This window comes from Kitasatospora sp. cg17-2, assembly GCF_054031055.1.
This window is the reverse complement of sequence record NZ_CM132923.1, coordinates 8,536,324-8,550,378: the sequence shown is the minus strand read 5'-3', so window position 1 is coordinate 8,550,378 and position 14,055 is coordinate 8,536,324. Positions and strand designations below refer to the sequence as shown.

The window sequence follows — 14,055 nt, the reverse complement described above, 5'->3', positions numbered from 1 at the left end:
ACGCCGCCGGGGAGGCGGCGGATGTGGCCGACCTCATGGCCCGGCCGCACCGCTCCCGCCGTACTCGGCGAGGTAGCCGAGCACGAGTGCGACGTGTCCCTTCACCCGTTCGGGGACACCACCGGTGTCGGCGACCGTCTTGTCGCTGGTCCGGTAGCCGGCCGTCACCAGGGCGGGCAGCTGCGCGGCGGGGAAGCCCCGCTGCTTGAACCGCTGGTCGAGCCAGCAGACGTAACCGCCCATCGCAGCGATGGCGTCGTCCGGGTCCAGATAGCTCTTGACGCCGTCGTGGTCGGCGTCCTGCGCCCAGGCGTTGAACACCGACGGCGTCCACATCGCCACGCCGTACTCGCCCGTGGCGGGGCGGGCGGCGGCCGGGTCGAAGCCGGACTCGGCCTTGAGCATCGCCGCCAGCAGCGCCGGGGTGATCTCGGGCTCGGGGCAGCGGCGGGCGGCGTCCTCGATCGGGCCGCGCAGGGCGGCGGGGACGTCGGCGCCGGGCGGGAGGGCGCCGGGGCGTGCGGGGACGGCGCGTGCGGGGACGGCGGACAGGGAGTCGCGGGACTCGGACCGCTCGGACCGCTCGGGTGCACCGGTGAGGAGCAGCAGGGCCGCGGCGGCGGAGAGCAGCAGCGCCGCGCGGCCGGCGGTTCGGCCCCGGCGCCCGCGCCGCCCCGGGCGGGGGCGGAGGTCGGCGGAGTACGGGCGGAGGTCGGCGGCCCGGATCACGACCGAGGCACCCCCGGTCCCGGTCCCGCCCAGGGCGCCGGCGAGCAGAGCGGCGAGGTCCAGCTCGGCACGCCGCCGCCGGTCGGCCGTCAGACAGGCCGTGACCAGCGGCCGCCACCGCTCCGGCAGCGCGGCGTCGAGCCGCAGCGGGGCGCTGCCGCGCGCGTAGGCGACGGCGGCCAGCGAGCGAGCGCGGGCGGTGGCGCCGAGGAAGGGGTGCAGTCCGCCGGTCAGCACCTGGTGGGCGAGCACGCCGTAGGCCCACAGGTCGGCGCTCGGGCGGAGCGCCGCACCGCGCGCACCGGTCCGCTCGGACCACCACTCGGGCGGGACGTGGTCCGGCGAGCCGAGCGGCGGGGCGTAGGCGTGGGTGCCCTCCAGTTCCGAGGTCAGTCCGAAGTCGGCGAGCTTGGCGGTGCCGTCGGCCATCAGCAGCACGTTGCCGGGCTTGAGGTCCCCGTGCACCCAGCCGGAGCCGTGCATGTGGCGGAGCCCGGCGGCGACCTCGGTCAGGATCCGCTCGGCGCCCGGCGGCGGGTGCGGCGGCCGGGCCTCGGCCAGGAGGTCGTGCAGGCTGCGCGCGGCGCGTTCCATCACCAGGGCGACGGCGCCGTCGAGTTCGGGCCGGTCCGGGTCGGCGAGGGTGACCACCGCGAAGGTGCGGATCAGGTGCGGGTGGTCGGCGCGGCGGCTGAACCGGATCTCGCCGCGGGCGGCCTGGGCGACCGCCTGCCGCTGCCCCGGGCCGAGTCGCCCCGGATGGAGGAACTTGACTGCCACTTCGGCGGGTTCGACTCCGCCTGCGCGATCGGGACCGGCCGCGCGGGCGACGTGGACGCTGCCCCAGCCGCCCGCCCCGATCCGCTCGCCGACCAGGTAGCCCCCGACGGGGTAGCCCGCCGGGACCGTGAATCCCGCCCCGCCGCCGGACGGCCGGGCTCCGGGCGGGTCCGCCGCGCGTGGCGCCACCTCCCGGTCACCCGCCGCGCCGGGGCGGGAGCAGCGCCAGATGCTCCTCCCGGACCAGGTCGAACCTCAGTGCCAGCGCCACGAGTTCCTCCCGTTTGCCACCGGCACCGGCTCCCCCGGGGTCGGCCGGTTCCGCCGGGTCGCGCAGCCGGAGCTTGCTGCCGACCAGGTAGTCGATGTGGTAGTTGACGGCCGATCGGGTGAGGTCGCGGCAGGAGGGCAGGCAGCGCAGCCGGGCCAGCACCTCGGTGACGCCGGGGACGGCCGCCGCGGAGGGCGAGCGCAGGCGCGGCTCGCAGAGCGCGAGCAGGACGAGGAAGTACTTGGCGCCCGGGTCCAGGGCGAACGGACTGACGGTCGGCTCGCCGTAGCCGGCCCCCGGCGCGCCGCCGTCGCCCGGGCCCTCCGGTCCGCCCGATCCGCCTGCCAGATAGGCGTGTTGGGGCGCGAAGACCTTGAACGAGGCCGGCTCGCCGAGGGCCGGCAGCAGCACCCGGGAGAACTCGAACGGCACCGGCGCGCCGAGCCGTCCGGGCGCCACCTTGACGTGCTCGCCGGCGCCTTCGAGGTTCTCGACGACATAGGTCGCGGTGGCGCTGAAGTTGGAGAGCCGCCAGTAGTCCTCGGCGGCCGTGATCTCGCCGGCCCGACGCGACACGCCGGGGTCGGGGATCGGCACGGCGAGCGGCCGGCCGGGCTCGCCGCGCCCGAACTCCACGCTGTCGCCCGGCCCGAGGTGCAACAGGGCCGGTCGGGTGGGCGGGGCGCTGCGGGGCGGCCGCGGCAGCCGGGCGAACCGACGGTCGGCTCGGACCGGCTGGTGGGGGTCGGGCAACTGCACGATGACCGTGTTCATCCAGGTCACCTCCGGGGGTCGGCCCGATCGTAGCTGCCCGAACGACCTGTGGGCGCGACGCCACCCGAACGAGTGAACACCGCGTCGTGACCGGCGAGTTGCCGAGTGAGGACGCGGTCGACGCGCGCGGGGGGCGGCACCCGTTCGTCGGCGGAGTGACACCCGACGGTAATCGTGGGGTCACTGGCGAGATTGCAAGCTGTAGTTGAACGGTCACCATGAGTGTGATGCAGCACACACGGGACACGTCCATATTTTGTGCAAGACTCATCCCACAGAGTGAGATTCCCTTTCATTCCAAGGAGGTTGACATCATGAACGCTCGTATCGCAGCTCTGATGGTCGCGGCGGCAGGGATCATGGCGGCCACGGTCGCTCCGGCCTCGGCCGCGACGGTCACCACCGGGGGCACGACCCCGGCCACGAACGGGACGGGCGGCGTCTCCTGTACGACGGTGCTGAACCAGCCGTGCGTCTGGCAGGAGAAGGACGGCGGAGGATTCGTCGGCGTCGCCCAGGTGTCCGCCGACCCCGGTCAGCTGACGATAGTCAAGGTCGAGGTGCGCACCCAGCGCGCCTGGGGCAGCCCGTGGCTGACGACCGCCTCGGCGACCACCGTCACCAAGGGCTCCGCCCGGGCCGTGACCCCCCGCGTGGTCACCAGCGACCTCAAGATGGTCTGCGCCACCGCCGGCCCGGCCCTGGAGGCCGGGCAGCAGGTGACCACCTGCACCTACCCCTTCTGAGGCCCCGTCGGGCGAGGAAGGGGTGACGCGGTCGGGGCCCCGCAGCCCCGGCCACGGCCGGCCGCCGGGTCCGCAACCGGCGGCCGGACCGCTTCCCTCCCACCGCACCGCCCCCGCTCCCACCAGCAATCACTCAGAATGCTCCCAGCCGTCGCACAGGTCACCGCCGCGTCGCCGAATTCGCCAACCTCTCTCCGAAGCCCGTTCGCAACGCACAACCCGGTTCGGAGCATGGGTTTTTGCACTATCTTGGGAATTCGTGGACGGGGCGGGCCGCCCACCGGGCAGACCTGTGCCGAACGGCCGGAACTGCCCGTGCATCGTGTCCCACCCCCGCCGCCGCAGCATCACACGGGGAGGAAGGGGGGAGCGTGTCCATGCCCGAGGGGACCGCGCATTCGACCGCGCATTCGACCGGGACCGAGCACGGCCCGAGCACCGGAACGGCCGACGGGACAGCCGGCGGAACGGCCGGCGGAACGGCCAGCGGAACGGCCGGCGGAAGAGGCGGCGGAAGAGGCGGCGGGAGCGCCACCGGCACGGCCACGAGAACGGGCCCGGCACCGACCGGGGCACCGGTCCCGGCCGCGGATCCTGGCCCTGGTCCTGGTCCGACTCCTGGCGCCGGCCCGGAACAGGAACCGGCACCGGCACCGGCACCGGCACCGGCCACAACTCCGCGGCGGGCACGGCTCGCCGGCCGCCGCGCCACCGTCGACGCCGTTCTGCGCCGGTCGCCGCTCCAGCCGCTGTTCCGGCTCGCCGCCACCCGGCGGCTGGCCGTCCTCGCCTACCACGGGGTGGACGACCCCCGGGTGTTCGCGCTCCAGATGGAACGCCTGGTCCGCGTCGCCCGCCCGGTCCCGCTCGCGGCCGTCGAGGAGGCCGTGCACACCGGCCGGGCCCTGCCGCCCCGCAGCGTCCTGGTCACCTTCGACGACGGCGACCGCACCGTGCTCACCGAGGGCCTGCCCGTACTGACCCGGCTCAACATCCCCGCCGCCGCTTTCGTGGTCACCGACCTCATCGGCGGCGACCAGCCGTTCTGGTGGACCGAGGCCGCCTTCCTCTCCACCCACGGCGGGACCGCCCGCAGCCTGGCCGACTGCCCGCCGGGCGGCGCCGTCCGCCGGATGAAGACCCTCCCGGACGGGGAGCGCCGGACCGCCCTGGCCGAACTCCGGGAGAGCGCCCGGGCCCGCGCACCCCGTCAGGACCAGCTCACCCCCGCCGATCTGCTGACACTCACCCGGAACGGCGTCGCGGTCGGCAACCACACCGCCGGTCACCCGTGCCTCGACCACTGCGAGGGCGGCACCGTACGGGACGAGATCCGACGCGCGCACGAGGCGCTCACCGGCTGGCTCGGCGGCGAGGCGCCCACCGCCTTCGCCTACCCCAACGGCAACGTCGACCCGCGCGCCGACGCCGAACTGCGGCGCCTCGGCTACCGGACCGGCTTCCTCTTCGACCACCGCCACGACCGGCTGCTGCCGCCGCACCCGCTGCGGATCAGCCGACTGCGGGTCAACTCGACCACGGGGCGGGACCGGTTCGACACCATCCTGTCCGGGCTCCACCCCGCCGTGCACCACCTGCGCGGCGGCAGCTGACCGTCAACTCCCCTTCCGGTGAGGACCGGTAACGACAGGGGGAGCAAGCCGAACCGCGTCGCCCGGGGGCGGGAATCCGGGAGAATGCGGGACCTGACCGCGACCGGGGCGCCGACCGGCGGCGCACCGGGGCGGCGGAGACCTGGGGGCAGGGACGTGGGGGCAGAACACGTGGGGACCGAAGCCGTGGGAACAGGAGCCGTGGGGGCAGGGGACGTGGGCACGGGCGACCTCGGCGCCGCGCGTCCGAGGACGACCGCGGCGCGCACGCTGCCGGTCCGCCACCGGACGGCCGCACTCCCCGCGGAGGTGGTCGACGGCTGGCGCGACCTGGCGGCGGGCGGCGCCGGCAGCGCCTGGTTCAGCACACCGGAGTGGACCCTCGCCTGGTGGGAGACGCTGGGCGCGACCGCCGGCGACGGCGAGATCGTGGTGTGGCGGGACGGGGACGGCCGGATCGACGCCGTGCTCCCGCTGCTGCGCACCGTGCAGCGGCTCCACCCGCGGGCGCCGCTGCCCGTCCCCTGCCTGACGGTGCTCGGCTCCGGCGCGGGCGCCGCCGACCACTGCGGCTTCGTCGTCGCGCCGCACCGCCGCGCCGAGGTGGCCGACTGGCTCGCCCGGCGCGGGCGGCGGACGAGCCTGCTGCTCACCGACCTGGATCCCGGACAGGCCGCCCTGCTGCCGCCCGGCGCGGTGGAGATCGGGCGCACCGCTTGCCCGCGCGCCGATCTGACCGCTGGTCCGGAGGCGCTGGGGAGCCGCCAGTTCCGGGCCAACCTCCGCCGCTACGGCCGGAAGCTGGCCGCCGAGGGGATCACCTTCCGCTGGGTGCCGCCCGCGCTGGCGGCGGCCGAACTCCCGGAACGCTTCGAGCTCCTGCACACCGCCGTCCGGCTGCACGGGCTGCGCCGGGCCGCGCTCGGCCTGCCGACCACCTTCGACGGGGCCAGGGCGCCGCTGCACCTGCGGGTGATCGAACGGGCGGCCGACACCGGACGCGGCGAGGGCCCGGCGTTCCTGGTCGCCGAGCGGGCGGGCGAAGTCGTCGGCGTGCTGTACGGGTTCCAGTGGCGGGACACCTTCGCCTACTACCAGATCGGCTGGGACCAGACCTGGGCGCCGCTGCGGCTCGGCACGGCGGTGATCGCCGAGGCGATCCGGGCCGCCGCCGGGCGGGGGCTGAGCACCTTCGACTTCCTGCGCGGCACCGAGCCGTACAAGTACCGCTTCGACGCGGTGGACCGGGAGGACGTCTCCTGGCTGGTGCCGCAGGGGCTGCCGGGGGCGCTGCTCGGGCTCAAGTACCGTGCCAAGGCGGCCCGTCGGGAGTCTTCGGCGGAGGCGGCCCGGTCGCCGGCGACGGAGACCGGGACCGTGCCCGCCGCGCACTGACGAGGAATCGGAGCCGGTGCCTCAGCGCCGGCCCTTCAGCCAGTCGGCGAAGGCGTCGAGCGCGGCGGCCGGGTCACGGCGGCCGACGCCGATCCGGAACCGGTCGGCGGGCGTCGGCGTCAACGACGAGCGGAAGACGGAGGCCGGCAGCAGCAGGACGCCGGCCTCCTCGACCAGCCCGGTGCAGAACGCCTCGACACCGTCCGCGCCCAGGTAGCGCGGATAGGCGACGCAGCCGCCGTCCGGGGCGCGCCACTCGAACAGGCCGTCGAAGCGGGCGAAGAACTCGTCGAAGAGCGGCAGATTGGCCGCGACGATCGCCCGGTTGCGGGCCAGGATCGGCTCGCGTGCCTTGATCGCGATCCGGGCGAGGACCTCGCTGGGAGCGGCGTTGCAGATGGTGGTGTAGTGCTTGGCGCGCTCCAGTCGTCCGCGCAACTCCCGGTCGCGGCAGACGATCCAGCCGATCCGCAGACCGGGCAGGCCGAGCGACTTGGAGGTGACGTTGAGCGAGAGGGCGCGCTCGGACAGGTCGGCGGCCTGGGGCAGGGCGCGGGCCGGGTCGCGCTCCAGGCCCCGGTAGACCTCGTCGCTGAAGAGGTGGATGCCGCGCTCGTCGCAGATCTTGGCCAGCCGGACGAAGTCGGCGGCGTCGATCACCGCCCCGGTGGGGTTGTTGGGGAAGTTGACGGACACCACCCGGGTGTTGGGGCGCAGCGCGGCGGTGAGTTCGTCGAGGTCCAGCGCCCAGTCGCGGCCGGGGTCGAGGGCGACACCGGTGACCTCGCAGAGGGACAGCGGAACGGTCTCGGCGGACTGGTAGTTCGGCGTGAGCACCACGGCGTGGTCCTCGGGGCCGAGCAGGACCTGCATCGCCAGGTTGAGCCCCTCCTGGGCGCCGCCGAAGCAGATCACGTCATCGGCGTCGGCCCGCTCGTAGAGTCCGGCGATCGCCTCGCGCAGGGCCGGGTCGCCGAAGGTCTCGGTGTAGCCGAGCGCGAGGGTGTCCCAGGCGCGGCGGTCCTCCGGGTCGGCGAGGGCGAGCAGTTCGGACATCGCCATGGTCTGCGCGTCGGAGGCCGTGAGGTGGTGGCGGGCGGTGAACTCCCAGCGGGAGAAGTACGTCTCCAGGCGGAAGTCGGGGAGCCGGGTCATGGCGGGTCTCCTTCGTCGGTGCGGGTCAGTCGGCCGGGAGGGCGGTCGGACCGGGCGCTTCGGGCACGTCGGGTGCATCGGGTGCATCCGGTGAACCGGGTGCATCGGGTACGTCGGGTGCATCGGCAGCCCCCGGGGTACCGGCCGCCCCGGGGGTCCCGCGCAGTTCGGCGAGCAGGGTGTAGACGGTGGAGCGGGACACCTCCAGCGCCCTGGCGACGGCCGGGACGGCGCGCCGGACGGCGAGCACCCCGGCCCGGTCGAGTTCGCGGAGCACGGCGAGCCGGTCCTCGCGCCCGAGCCGCTGGAGCGGGCGGCCGTGGGCGCGCACATAACCGCCGATCACCTCGTTCATCCGCTCGGTCCAGTCCTGCTCGAACAGCGGCTCGGGGCGGGGAGCGGTCGGCGCGGCGAAGGCGGCGAGCAGGGCGGCGGCGTGTTCGAGCGGGCCCCGGTCGAGGTTGACGCACAGGACGGCGGCGGGTCGGCTGTCCTCGTCGCGGAGCACCGCGCTGACCGAGGAGAGCCGTCGGCCGTCGGGCAGCAGCTTCGGGTAGGGGCCGTAGACGTCGGGGGCGGCCTGGTCCAGGGCGTCCAGCTCGCCGAGCAGCGAAGGGTCGCCCGGCCCGCGGCCGCCCATCGGGTTCCAGATGGCGAGGACCTCGTCGCGGGCGGCGTCGTGCAGCACCACCTCGGCGTAGGGCCCGAGCAGCAGGGCGACCGCCTGGCAGACGGGGGCCCAGGCGCGCAGGCGCGGGTCGGGGGTCTCGGAGGTCATGATTGGACTGTACGTCCAGGCTGGACGTTCCGTCCAGGGCGGAGAGTGACACGGGCCCGTCCCCGGGGTGAGGAACCCGGGGACGGGCCCGTGACGGATCGGGCGGGACAGGTGAGACCAGGTGCGATCACACCGGATCAGGCCGGATCAGGCCGGATCAGGCCGGATCAACTGCAGGTGATCTGGAGCAGCGCCACCTTGCAGCTACGGCTCGCCGAGTCGTTGCCGGCCACCGGGTCGGCCGGGGTGCCGGCCGTACGGGCGGTGGTGACGGCGAAGGTCCGGCCGAGGTCGAGCAGGCCGACCTGCACGGTGAAGTGCCGGGTGACGCTCGCGCCGACGGCCAACGGACCGGCGATCGCGCAGGTCAGACGGCCGGAGGCGACGGTGCAGTCACTGCTGGTGGCGACCATGCCGCTCGGCAGCGCCGAGGTGACGGTGACGGCGGTCACCGGGTCGGGGCCCTTGCCGGTCACCGTCAGCGTGTAGTCGACCCGGCCGCCCAGCAGGCCGGACACCGGGGAGGCGGTCAGGCCGACGGCGGCGTCGGCGGTCGGCGCGACGTAGCCGAACCGGTCGGCGGGCACGACGGCGCTGGTGCCGCCCGCCGTGGTGACCCGGACGTCGACCGTCCCGGCGACCGACGAGGCCGGCGCGGTGGCGGTGCAGGAGGTCGCGGCGCAGGAGAACGACGCGGCGTTCTGCCCGCCGAAGCTCACCGAGGTCGCGCCCGCCAGGTCGGTGCCGGTCACGGTGACCGCGGTGCCGCCGGCCTGCGGGCCCGAGGCCGGGCTGACGCCCGTGACCACCGGCGCGGGCGGCGGGAAGTCGAGCACGCTGACGGCGGACCCGTCGAAGTCGGCCAGGTAGCCGCGCCGGCTGTCGGGCGTGATCGCCAGGCCGAACGGGCTCGCGCCGACCTGGACGGTGCCGCTGACGGTGCCGGTGGCGGCGTCGATCGCGGTGAGCGTGTTGTCCGCGTAGTTGCTCGCGTAGACGGACCGGCCGTCGGGGGCGGCGGCGACCGCGTACGGGTTGGTGCCGACCTGGACGGTGGCGGTGACGGTCCGGTGCGCGGTGTCCAGCACGCTGACGGTGGAGTCGCCGCCGTTGGCGGTCCACAGTCGGGAGCCGTCGGGGGCGAGGGCGAGGCCGAACACACCGTGGCCCACCGGTATCGAGGCGCCGACCGCGGCGGTGGCGGTGTCGATCACGTCGACCCGCTGGTCACCGGAGGCGGCGACGTAGACGGACGCGCCGTCCGGGGCGACGGCCACACCGTGCGGCTCGGCGCCGACCGGGACGGTCGCGGTGACGGTGGAGCTGGCGGTGTCCAGCACGCTGACCGTGCCGGCCTCGGCGTTGGTCACATAGGCGTGGGCGCCGTCGGGGGCGACCGCCACACCGAAGGCACCGGCCCCGACCGGGACGGTGGCGGCGACCGTGCCGGTGGCGGTGTCGACCACGCTGACCGTGCCGTCGAGGTGGTGGGTGAGGTAGGCGTGCCGGCCGTCCGGCGCGACGGCGACGGCGTAGGAGCCGGTGCCTGCGGTGAAGGTGCCGGCGACCGTGCCGGTGGCGGTGGACAGGACGGTGACCGTGCCGCTGCCCTGGCTGGTCACATAGGCCCGGGCCCCGTCCGGGGTGAGCGCGACGCCCGCCGGGTACGGGGCGACGGTGACGGTGGCCGCCACCGTGGGCGGCAGCCCGGCGGCCGCGGCGGTGCCCGCGGTGTCGGCGGACGCGGCGCCGGGCTGGGCCAGCAGGGCGGCCGTGGCCGCGCCTACGGCGGCCGCGGCCGTCCAGAAGCGGCGCGGGGACGGGCGTGTTGTCACGGGATCTCCAGACTCGTCGGAATCGTCGGAACCGGACGCTTCACGGCCGCACCGGGCATTCCGGGGCGACCCGGGGGGACCGTCCGGATCGCCCGAAGCGTAGAAGGTCGATTGACGAAGCGTCAGGAGATGACCGGGATTGTTGCCAACCGTTCAAGTCTGTTCAATTGGTCACTATTCGAACCGCCCGGCCCCCCAGGGGCGGGGAGCCGGGCGGCGTGGGATCAGCGCTTGACGGCCACTCCGCCGTACATCGCGATGTCCTGGTCCCGGATCGGCGCGGCGTCCGGGTCGGGGTTCCAGTGGTGGACCAGGGTGACCCCGGGGTCCAGCAGCTCGTAGCCGTCGAAGAAGGCCAGGGTCTCGGCCCGGTCCCGGATCTGCAGCGGGATGCCCCGGGCGTTGTACTCGCGGCCCACCCCGCCGACGCCCACCGGGTCGGTGTCGCCGGTGAAGACGGTCAGCGCGAGGAAGCTGCCCGGCGCCAGCCGGTCCATCAGCCTGCGCACCAGGCCCTGCGGGTCGTCCGCGTCGAGGACGAAGTGCACGATCGCGATCAGCGACAGCGCCACCGGCCGGGAGAGGTCGAGCACCTGGCGCAGCGCCGGCGAGTCCAGGATCGAGTCGACGTCGCGCAGGTCGGCGTCCAGGTAGGCAGTACGACCCTCCGGCGAGCTGGACATCAGCGCACGGGCGTGGGTCAGCACGATCGGGTCGTTGTCGACGTACACCACCCGCGACTCCGGGGCCACCGCCTGGGCGAGCTCGTGCACGTTCGGCGAGGTGGGGATGCCCGTGCCGATGTCGAGGAACTGCCGCACCCCGTGCTTCTCGGCGAGGTGGCGGACCACCCGTTCCATGAAGGTGCGGGTGGTCCGCATCGAGGTCGGCAGGGCGGGCCAGGCCTGCACGGAGGCGTGCGCGGCGACCCGGTCCGGCGCGAAGTTGGTCTTGCCGCCGATGAGGTAGTCGTACACCCGGGCCGAGTGCGGGACGTCCATCCGGAGGTCCACCCCCGTCCACGACTCCCGGGCCGGCTCGCCCGGCCGCTCTCCCGACACCCAGTCAGCGCGCCCCATGTCGCTCTCCCGCTCTGTCCCCGTTTGACGTTCCGGTCCGGCTACCGTCGGCGGCCCGCCGCCGCGTCAACTCGGCAGCGGACACACGTTCGTGCGCACGGTAACCGACCGTACACCAGGGCATCGGGGGTGCTGCCTGAAGGGGTGGCGCGATCGGGCAGGGGCTCAGACCTGCCCGAACAGCGCCGCGAAGGCCGCCTCCAGACCGGTCACCGCCGCCGCCAGAACCGCGACGGTGCGCAGCGCGTCGACCACCGTGCCGACCCGTCGGCGCAGCGGGCCCTCCCGGGGCTCGTCGAGCTCCGTCTCGGCGAGGATGCCGGCCAGGGCGGCGTCCGCGTCCGCCGCGTCGGCGTCCGCCACGGCGCCCGGCCGTTCGGCCCGCAGCCGAACGAGCGCGGCGCGCAGCGACTCGGCCGCCGCCCGCAGGGCCTCGGGACCGACCGGGGCCGCCGGGGCCGCGTCCGCGCCGATCCGCACGGTCGCGCCCTGGCCTCCGGCCACCGGGCCGTGCACGGTGGAACCGACCACCTGGACCCCGCCGGTGTTCCAATTGGCCCCGGCGGGCGGCCGGTTCGCCTCCGGCCCGGCGGTGGCGTCGGTGTTCTCGGTCATTTGGCATTCCTCTTCTCCTTGCCGATGTCGACCCTGGCCCCGGCACCGCCCGCGACCGGGCCGTGCACGGTGGAACCCACCACCTGGACCCCGCCGTTGTTGATGTTGGTGATACTCTGCGACTGCTCCTCGAAGGCCGCGCTGTCGTAGCCGCGCGCCTTCAGTTCGGCGCCGACCGCGCTGAACACCCGCTCGGTCACGGTGCTCAGGAAGCGCTGCACGTCGTGCTCCTGGAAGATGTTCTGGTACGCCGCGCCGGCGCCGAGTTCGCGGACGCTCGACCGGGGCGCGTAGTCGACGGCGTAGCCGGCCCGGGTCAGGTGGCGGTACCGGCGGGCGAGCCGGGCGGCCCGGCGGCGCGACTGCCAGACCTGCCGGACCTGGCCGACCGCGATCGCCGCGTCGCCGCCGAGCCGGCGCGCGGACCAGCCGAGCGCGTTCATCGCGTGCAGGAAACCGGAGCGGTGGCCCAGCAGGTCGACCACGTGGTACTCCTGCGCCACCGGGCCCAGCACGTACGGCAGCCACTCCAGGTACAGCAGACCGCCGCGGGTACTGGCCCGGACCAGCACGGTGACCACGACCTCCTCCTGCCAGGAGCCGACCCGGATCGCCAGGTAGTGCCGGAGCCGCTCGTGGCCGGAGCGGCTCAGCAGGTCGGCCCAGGCCGGTTCGAGCAGGACCTGCTCCCCGGCCCGGCCGGACATCGCGCCCAGCCAGCTGTCCGGGGCGTCGTCGCGCAGACTGGGGCGGAACACCCGGTCGGTGACGGAGAGTCCGCGCAGGGAGTCCTCCGGGTAGCGCGGGTCCTGGGCGAGCGCGCGGACCCGCGCCGCGACGGAGCGGTAGAGCGTGGTGGTGTCGATCGGGTCCGGCGCCCGGCCCCGCGCGGCCCGTTCGGCGGAGGGGCGCAGCTCGAAGGTCATCCGCCAGATCCGGCCGGCCGCGCCGAGGCCGACCAGCGGGGCCTGGCGCTGGTAGAGGAGTTCCGGTCCGGCCTGCTGCTCGCCCAGCCGCTCGTACACCCGGGCGGTCCGCGAGCCGCGGGGGCTCGGCGGCGGGACGGGGGTGGGGTCCATCCCCACCAGGGCGGACAGCCGGCGCCGCAGCCGGTAGCGCAACCGGGCCGCGGCGAGCCAGATCAGGGCCAGTTCGACCAGCAGGCCGGCGCCGGTCGGGCCGAACAGGTCGGGAACGAAGATCCGGTTCAGGCCGGAGTCCTGGAGCGGGCCGTAGAGGTAGGTGGCGGCGGCGGCCACCAGGGCGAGGGTGGCGAGCAGCCGGCCGACACCGGCGACGGCCCCGCGCCAGCCGGTGGCGCGCGGCGACCGCGGGGTGATCATCAGCCGCTCGATCTCCAGGCCGAGCCGGTGGTCCATCCGGCCGGACCCGAGGCCGCCGGCGGCCAGGGTGAGCAGCAGGAGCAGCACCAGGGCCGCGAGTCCGGCGCCCACGCCGAGCACCGGGAAGGCGAGGACGACGACGAGGAGGCAGAACAGGCCGGTCCTGGCCTCCCAGCGACGGGCGGTCAGGGCCTCGTGCAGCACCCGGACGAGGTCGGTGCCGGGCGAGGGGGCGGGGATCCGGAAGGACTGTTCGACCAGTTCCTCGATCAGCGCGGCGCGGAAGCGCCGGTCCAGCCAGGCGGCGGCGCACAGGTAGCGGGTGGCGTCGCCGGGGACGGTGCCCGCCTGGTGGTGCAGGTTCTCGGGCGTCGCCGGGACGGCGGGACCGGACGGGGGTGCGGCGCCGGGTCCGGGAGCGGGGCCGGGAGCGGGGCCGGGGGTGCCGGCGGAGGTGAACGAGGGGCCGAGGTACGTCGGGGTGTCGTCGGACTCCGGCGGCTCGGCGGGCACCTGATCGGCGGGCTCCGGCCGCGGTGGCACCGGTCTCGGCCCCGGCCCCGGCCCCGACGGAAGGACCGGCCCGGTCCGGATCGGCGACGGCGGCGGTGACGGCGACCGCGGTGACGGTGGTGGTGACGGCGGCCGCGGTGACGGCGGCGGATACCCCTGCGGCGGGGCGGGCGGGCGCGGCGGTGGGTAGAGCGAGGGCGGAGGGTAGGGCGGTGGTGTCCGCGAGGGTTCCTGTGGCGGAGGTGGCGGTGGGGTGCCACTGTCCATGCTGTCCCCATTCCCCAGGTCGCATTCCGGCGAACGAGCTTGGCCAGTAAAGCAGTTGACCTGTCCGACGGACAGCGCGCCGGAGGCTTCGGCGGGTAACGGTTCGGCTCCGGCGCGTGGTGCGTGCAGGAAATTGGAGTCCTGGAGTCGCATTCGCTAGCC

Annotated in this window: 11 protein-coding genes; 3 read left to right on the top strand and 8 right to left on the bottom strand. The window is 75.1% G+C overall.

What is annotated here, in order from left to right:
• Window positions 1-33: 33 nt before the first annotated feature.
• The gene (locus ACW14Y_RS35895; protein WP_456984837.1) at window positions 34-1,698 is read right to left on the bottom strand and encodes a serine/threonine-protein kinase; all 1,665 of its coding nucleotides are present in this window, start codon (window positions 1,696-1,698) and stop codon (window positions 34-36) included.
• Window positions 1,699-1,705: 7 nt separating this feature from the next.
• On the bottom strand, window positions 1,706-2,554 hold the full coding sequence (locus tag ACW14Y_RS35890; RefSeq protein WP_380391664.1) for a serine/threonine protein kinase: 849 nt from the start codon (window positions 2,552-2,554) through the stop codon (window positions 1,706-1,708).
• A 314-nt stretch (window positions 2,555-2,868) separates the two neighbouring features.
• On the opposite strand from ACW14Y_RS35890, the gene ACW14Y_RS35885 reads away from it, so the two are divergent.
• The 3 genes from ACW14Y_RS35885 to ACW14Y_RS35875 all read left to right on the top strand — a co-directional run bounded on the left by ACW14Y_RS35885 (window position 2,869) and on the right by ACW14Y_RS35875 (window position 6,308).
• Entirely contained in the window at window positions 2,869-3,300 is a 432-nt protein-coding gene (locus tag ACW14Y_RS35885; RefSeq protein ID WP_380306986.1) for a hypothetical protein, read from the top strand.
• An 800-nt stretch (window positions 3,301-4,100) separates the two neighbouring features.
• A complete protein-coding gene (locus ACW14Y_RS35880; RefSeq protein WP_380306984.1) occupies window positions 4,101-4,913 on the top strand; it encodes a polysaccharide deacetylase family protein in 813 nt (270 codons plus the stop codon).
• Between the two features lie 201 nt (window positions 4,914-5,114).
• Window positions 5,115-6,308 carry a GNAT family N-acetyltransferase gene (locus ACW14Y_RS35875; protein WP_456984836.1) on the top strand — a complete coding sequence of 398 codons (1,194 nt, stop codon included), beginning with the start codon at window positions 5,115-5,117 and terminating at the stop codon, window positions 6,306-6,308.
• A 21-nt stretch (window positions 6,309-6,329) separates the two neighbouring features.
• Here the strand turns inward: ACW14Y_RS35875 and ACW14Y_RS35870 are convergent, their stop codons facing one another.
• The 6 genes from ACW14Y_RS35870 to ACW14Y_RS35845 form a co-directional block, all read right to left on the bottom strand.
• Window positions 6,330-7,463, bottom strand: a complete 1,134-nt coding sequence (locus ACW14Y_RS35870; RefSeq protein ID WP_456984835.1) for an aminotransferase class I/II-fold pyridoxal phosphate-dependent enzyme — start codon at window positions 7,461-7,463, stop codon at window positions 6,330-6,332.
• 25 nt (window positions 7,464-7,488) lie between these two features.
• The gene (locus ACW14Y_RS35865) at window positions 7,489-8,241 is read right to left on the bottom strand and encodes a PAS domain-containing protein (RefSeq protein ID WP_456984834.1); all 753 of its coding nucleotides are present in this window, start codon (window positions 8,239-8,241) and stop codon (window positions 7,489-7,491) included.
• Window positions 8,242-8,408: 167 nt separating this feature from the next.
• Window positions 8,409-10,076 carry a YVTN family beta-propeller repeat protein gene (locus ACW14Y_RS35860; RefSeq protein ID WP_380306976.1) on the bottom strand — a complete coding sequence of 556 codons (1,668 nt, stop codon included), beginning with the start codon at window positions 10,074-10,076 and terminating at the stop codon, window positions 8,409-8,411.
• A gap of 224 nt (window positions 10,077-10,300) precedes the next feature.
• The gene (locus ACW14Y_RS35855) at window positions 10,301-11,155 is read right to left on the bottom strand and encodes an SAM-dependent methyltransferase (protein WP_375910786.1); all 855 of its coding nucleotides are present in this window, start codon (window positions 11,153-11,155) and stop codon (window positions 10,301-10,303) included.
• Window positions 11,156-11,320: 165 nt separating this feature from the next.
• Window positions 11,321-11,770 (bottom strand): hypothetical protein, encoded by a 450-nt coding sequence (locus ACW14Y_RS35850; RefSeq protein WP_456984833.1) that lies wholly within the window; start codon window positions 11,768-11,770, stop codon window positions 11,321-11,323.
• Window positions 11,767-13,626, bottom strand: coding sequence for a hypothetical protein (locus ACW14Y_RS35845; RefSeq protein WP_456984832.1), 1,860 nt, complete (start codon window positions 13,624-13,626; stop codon window positions 11,767-11,769). The genes ACW14Y_RS35850 and ACW14Y_RS35845 overlap by 4 nt, the downstream gene beginning before the upstream one ends.
• Window positions 13,627-14,055 lie beyond the last annotated feature (429 nt).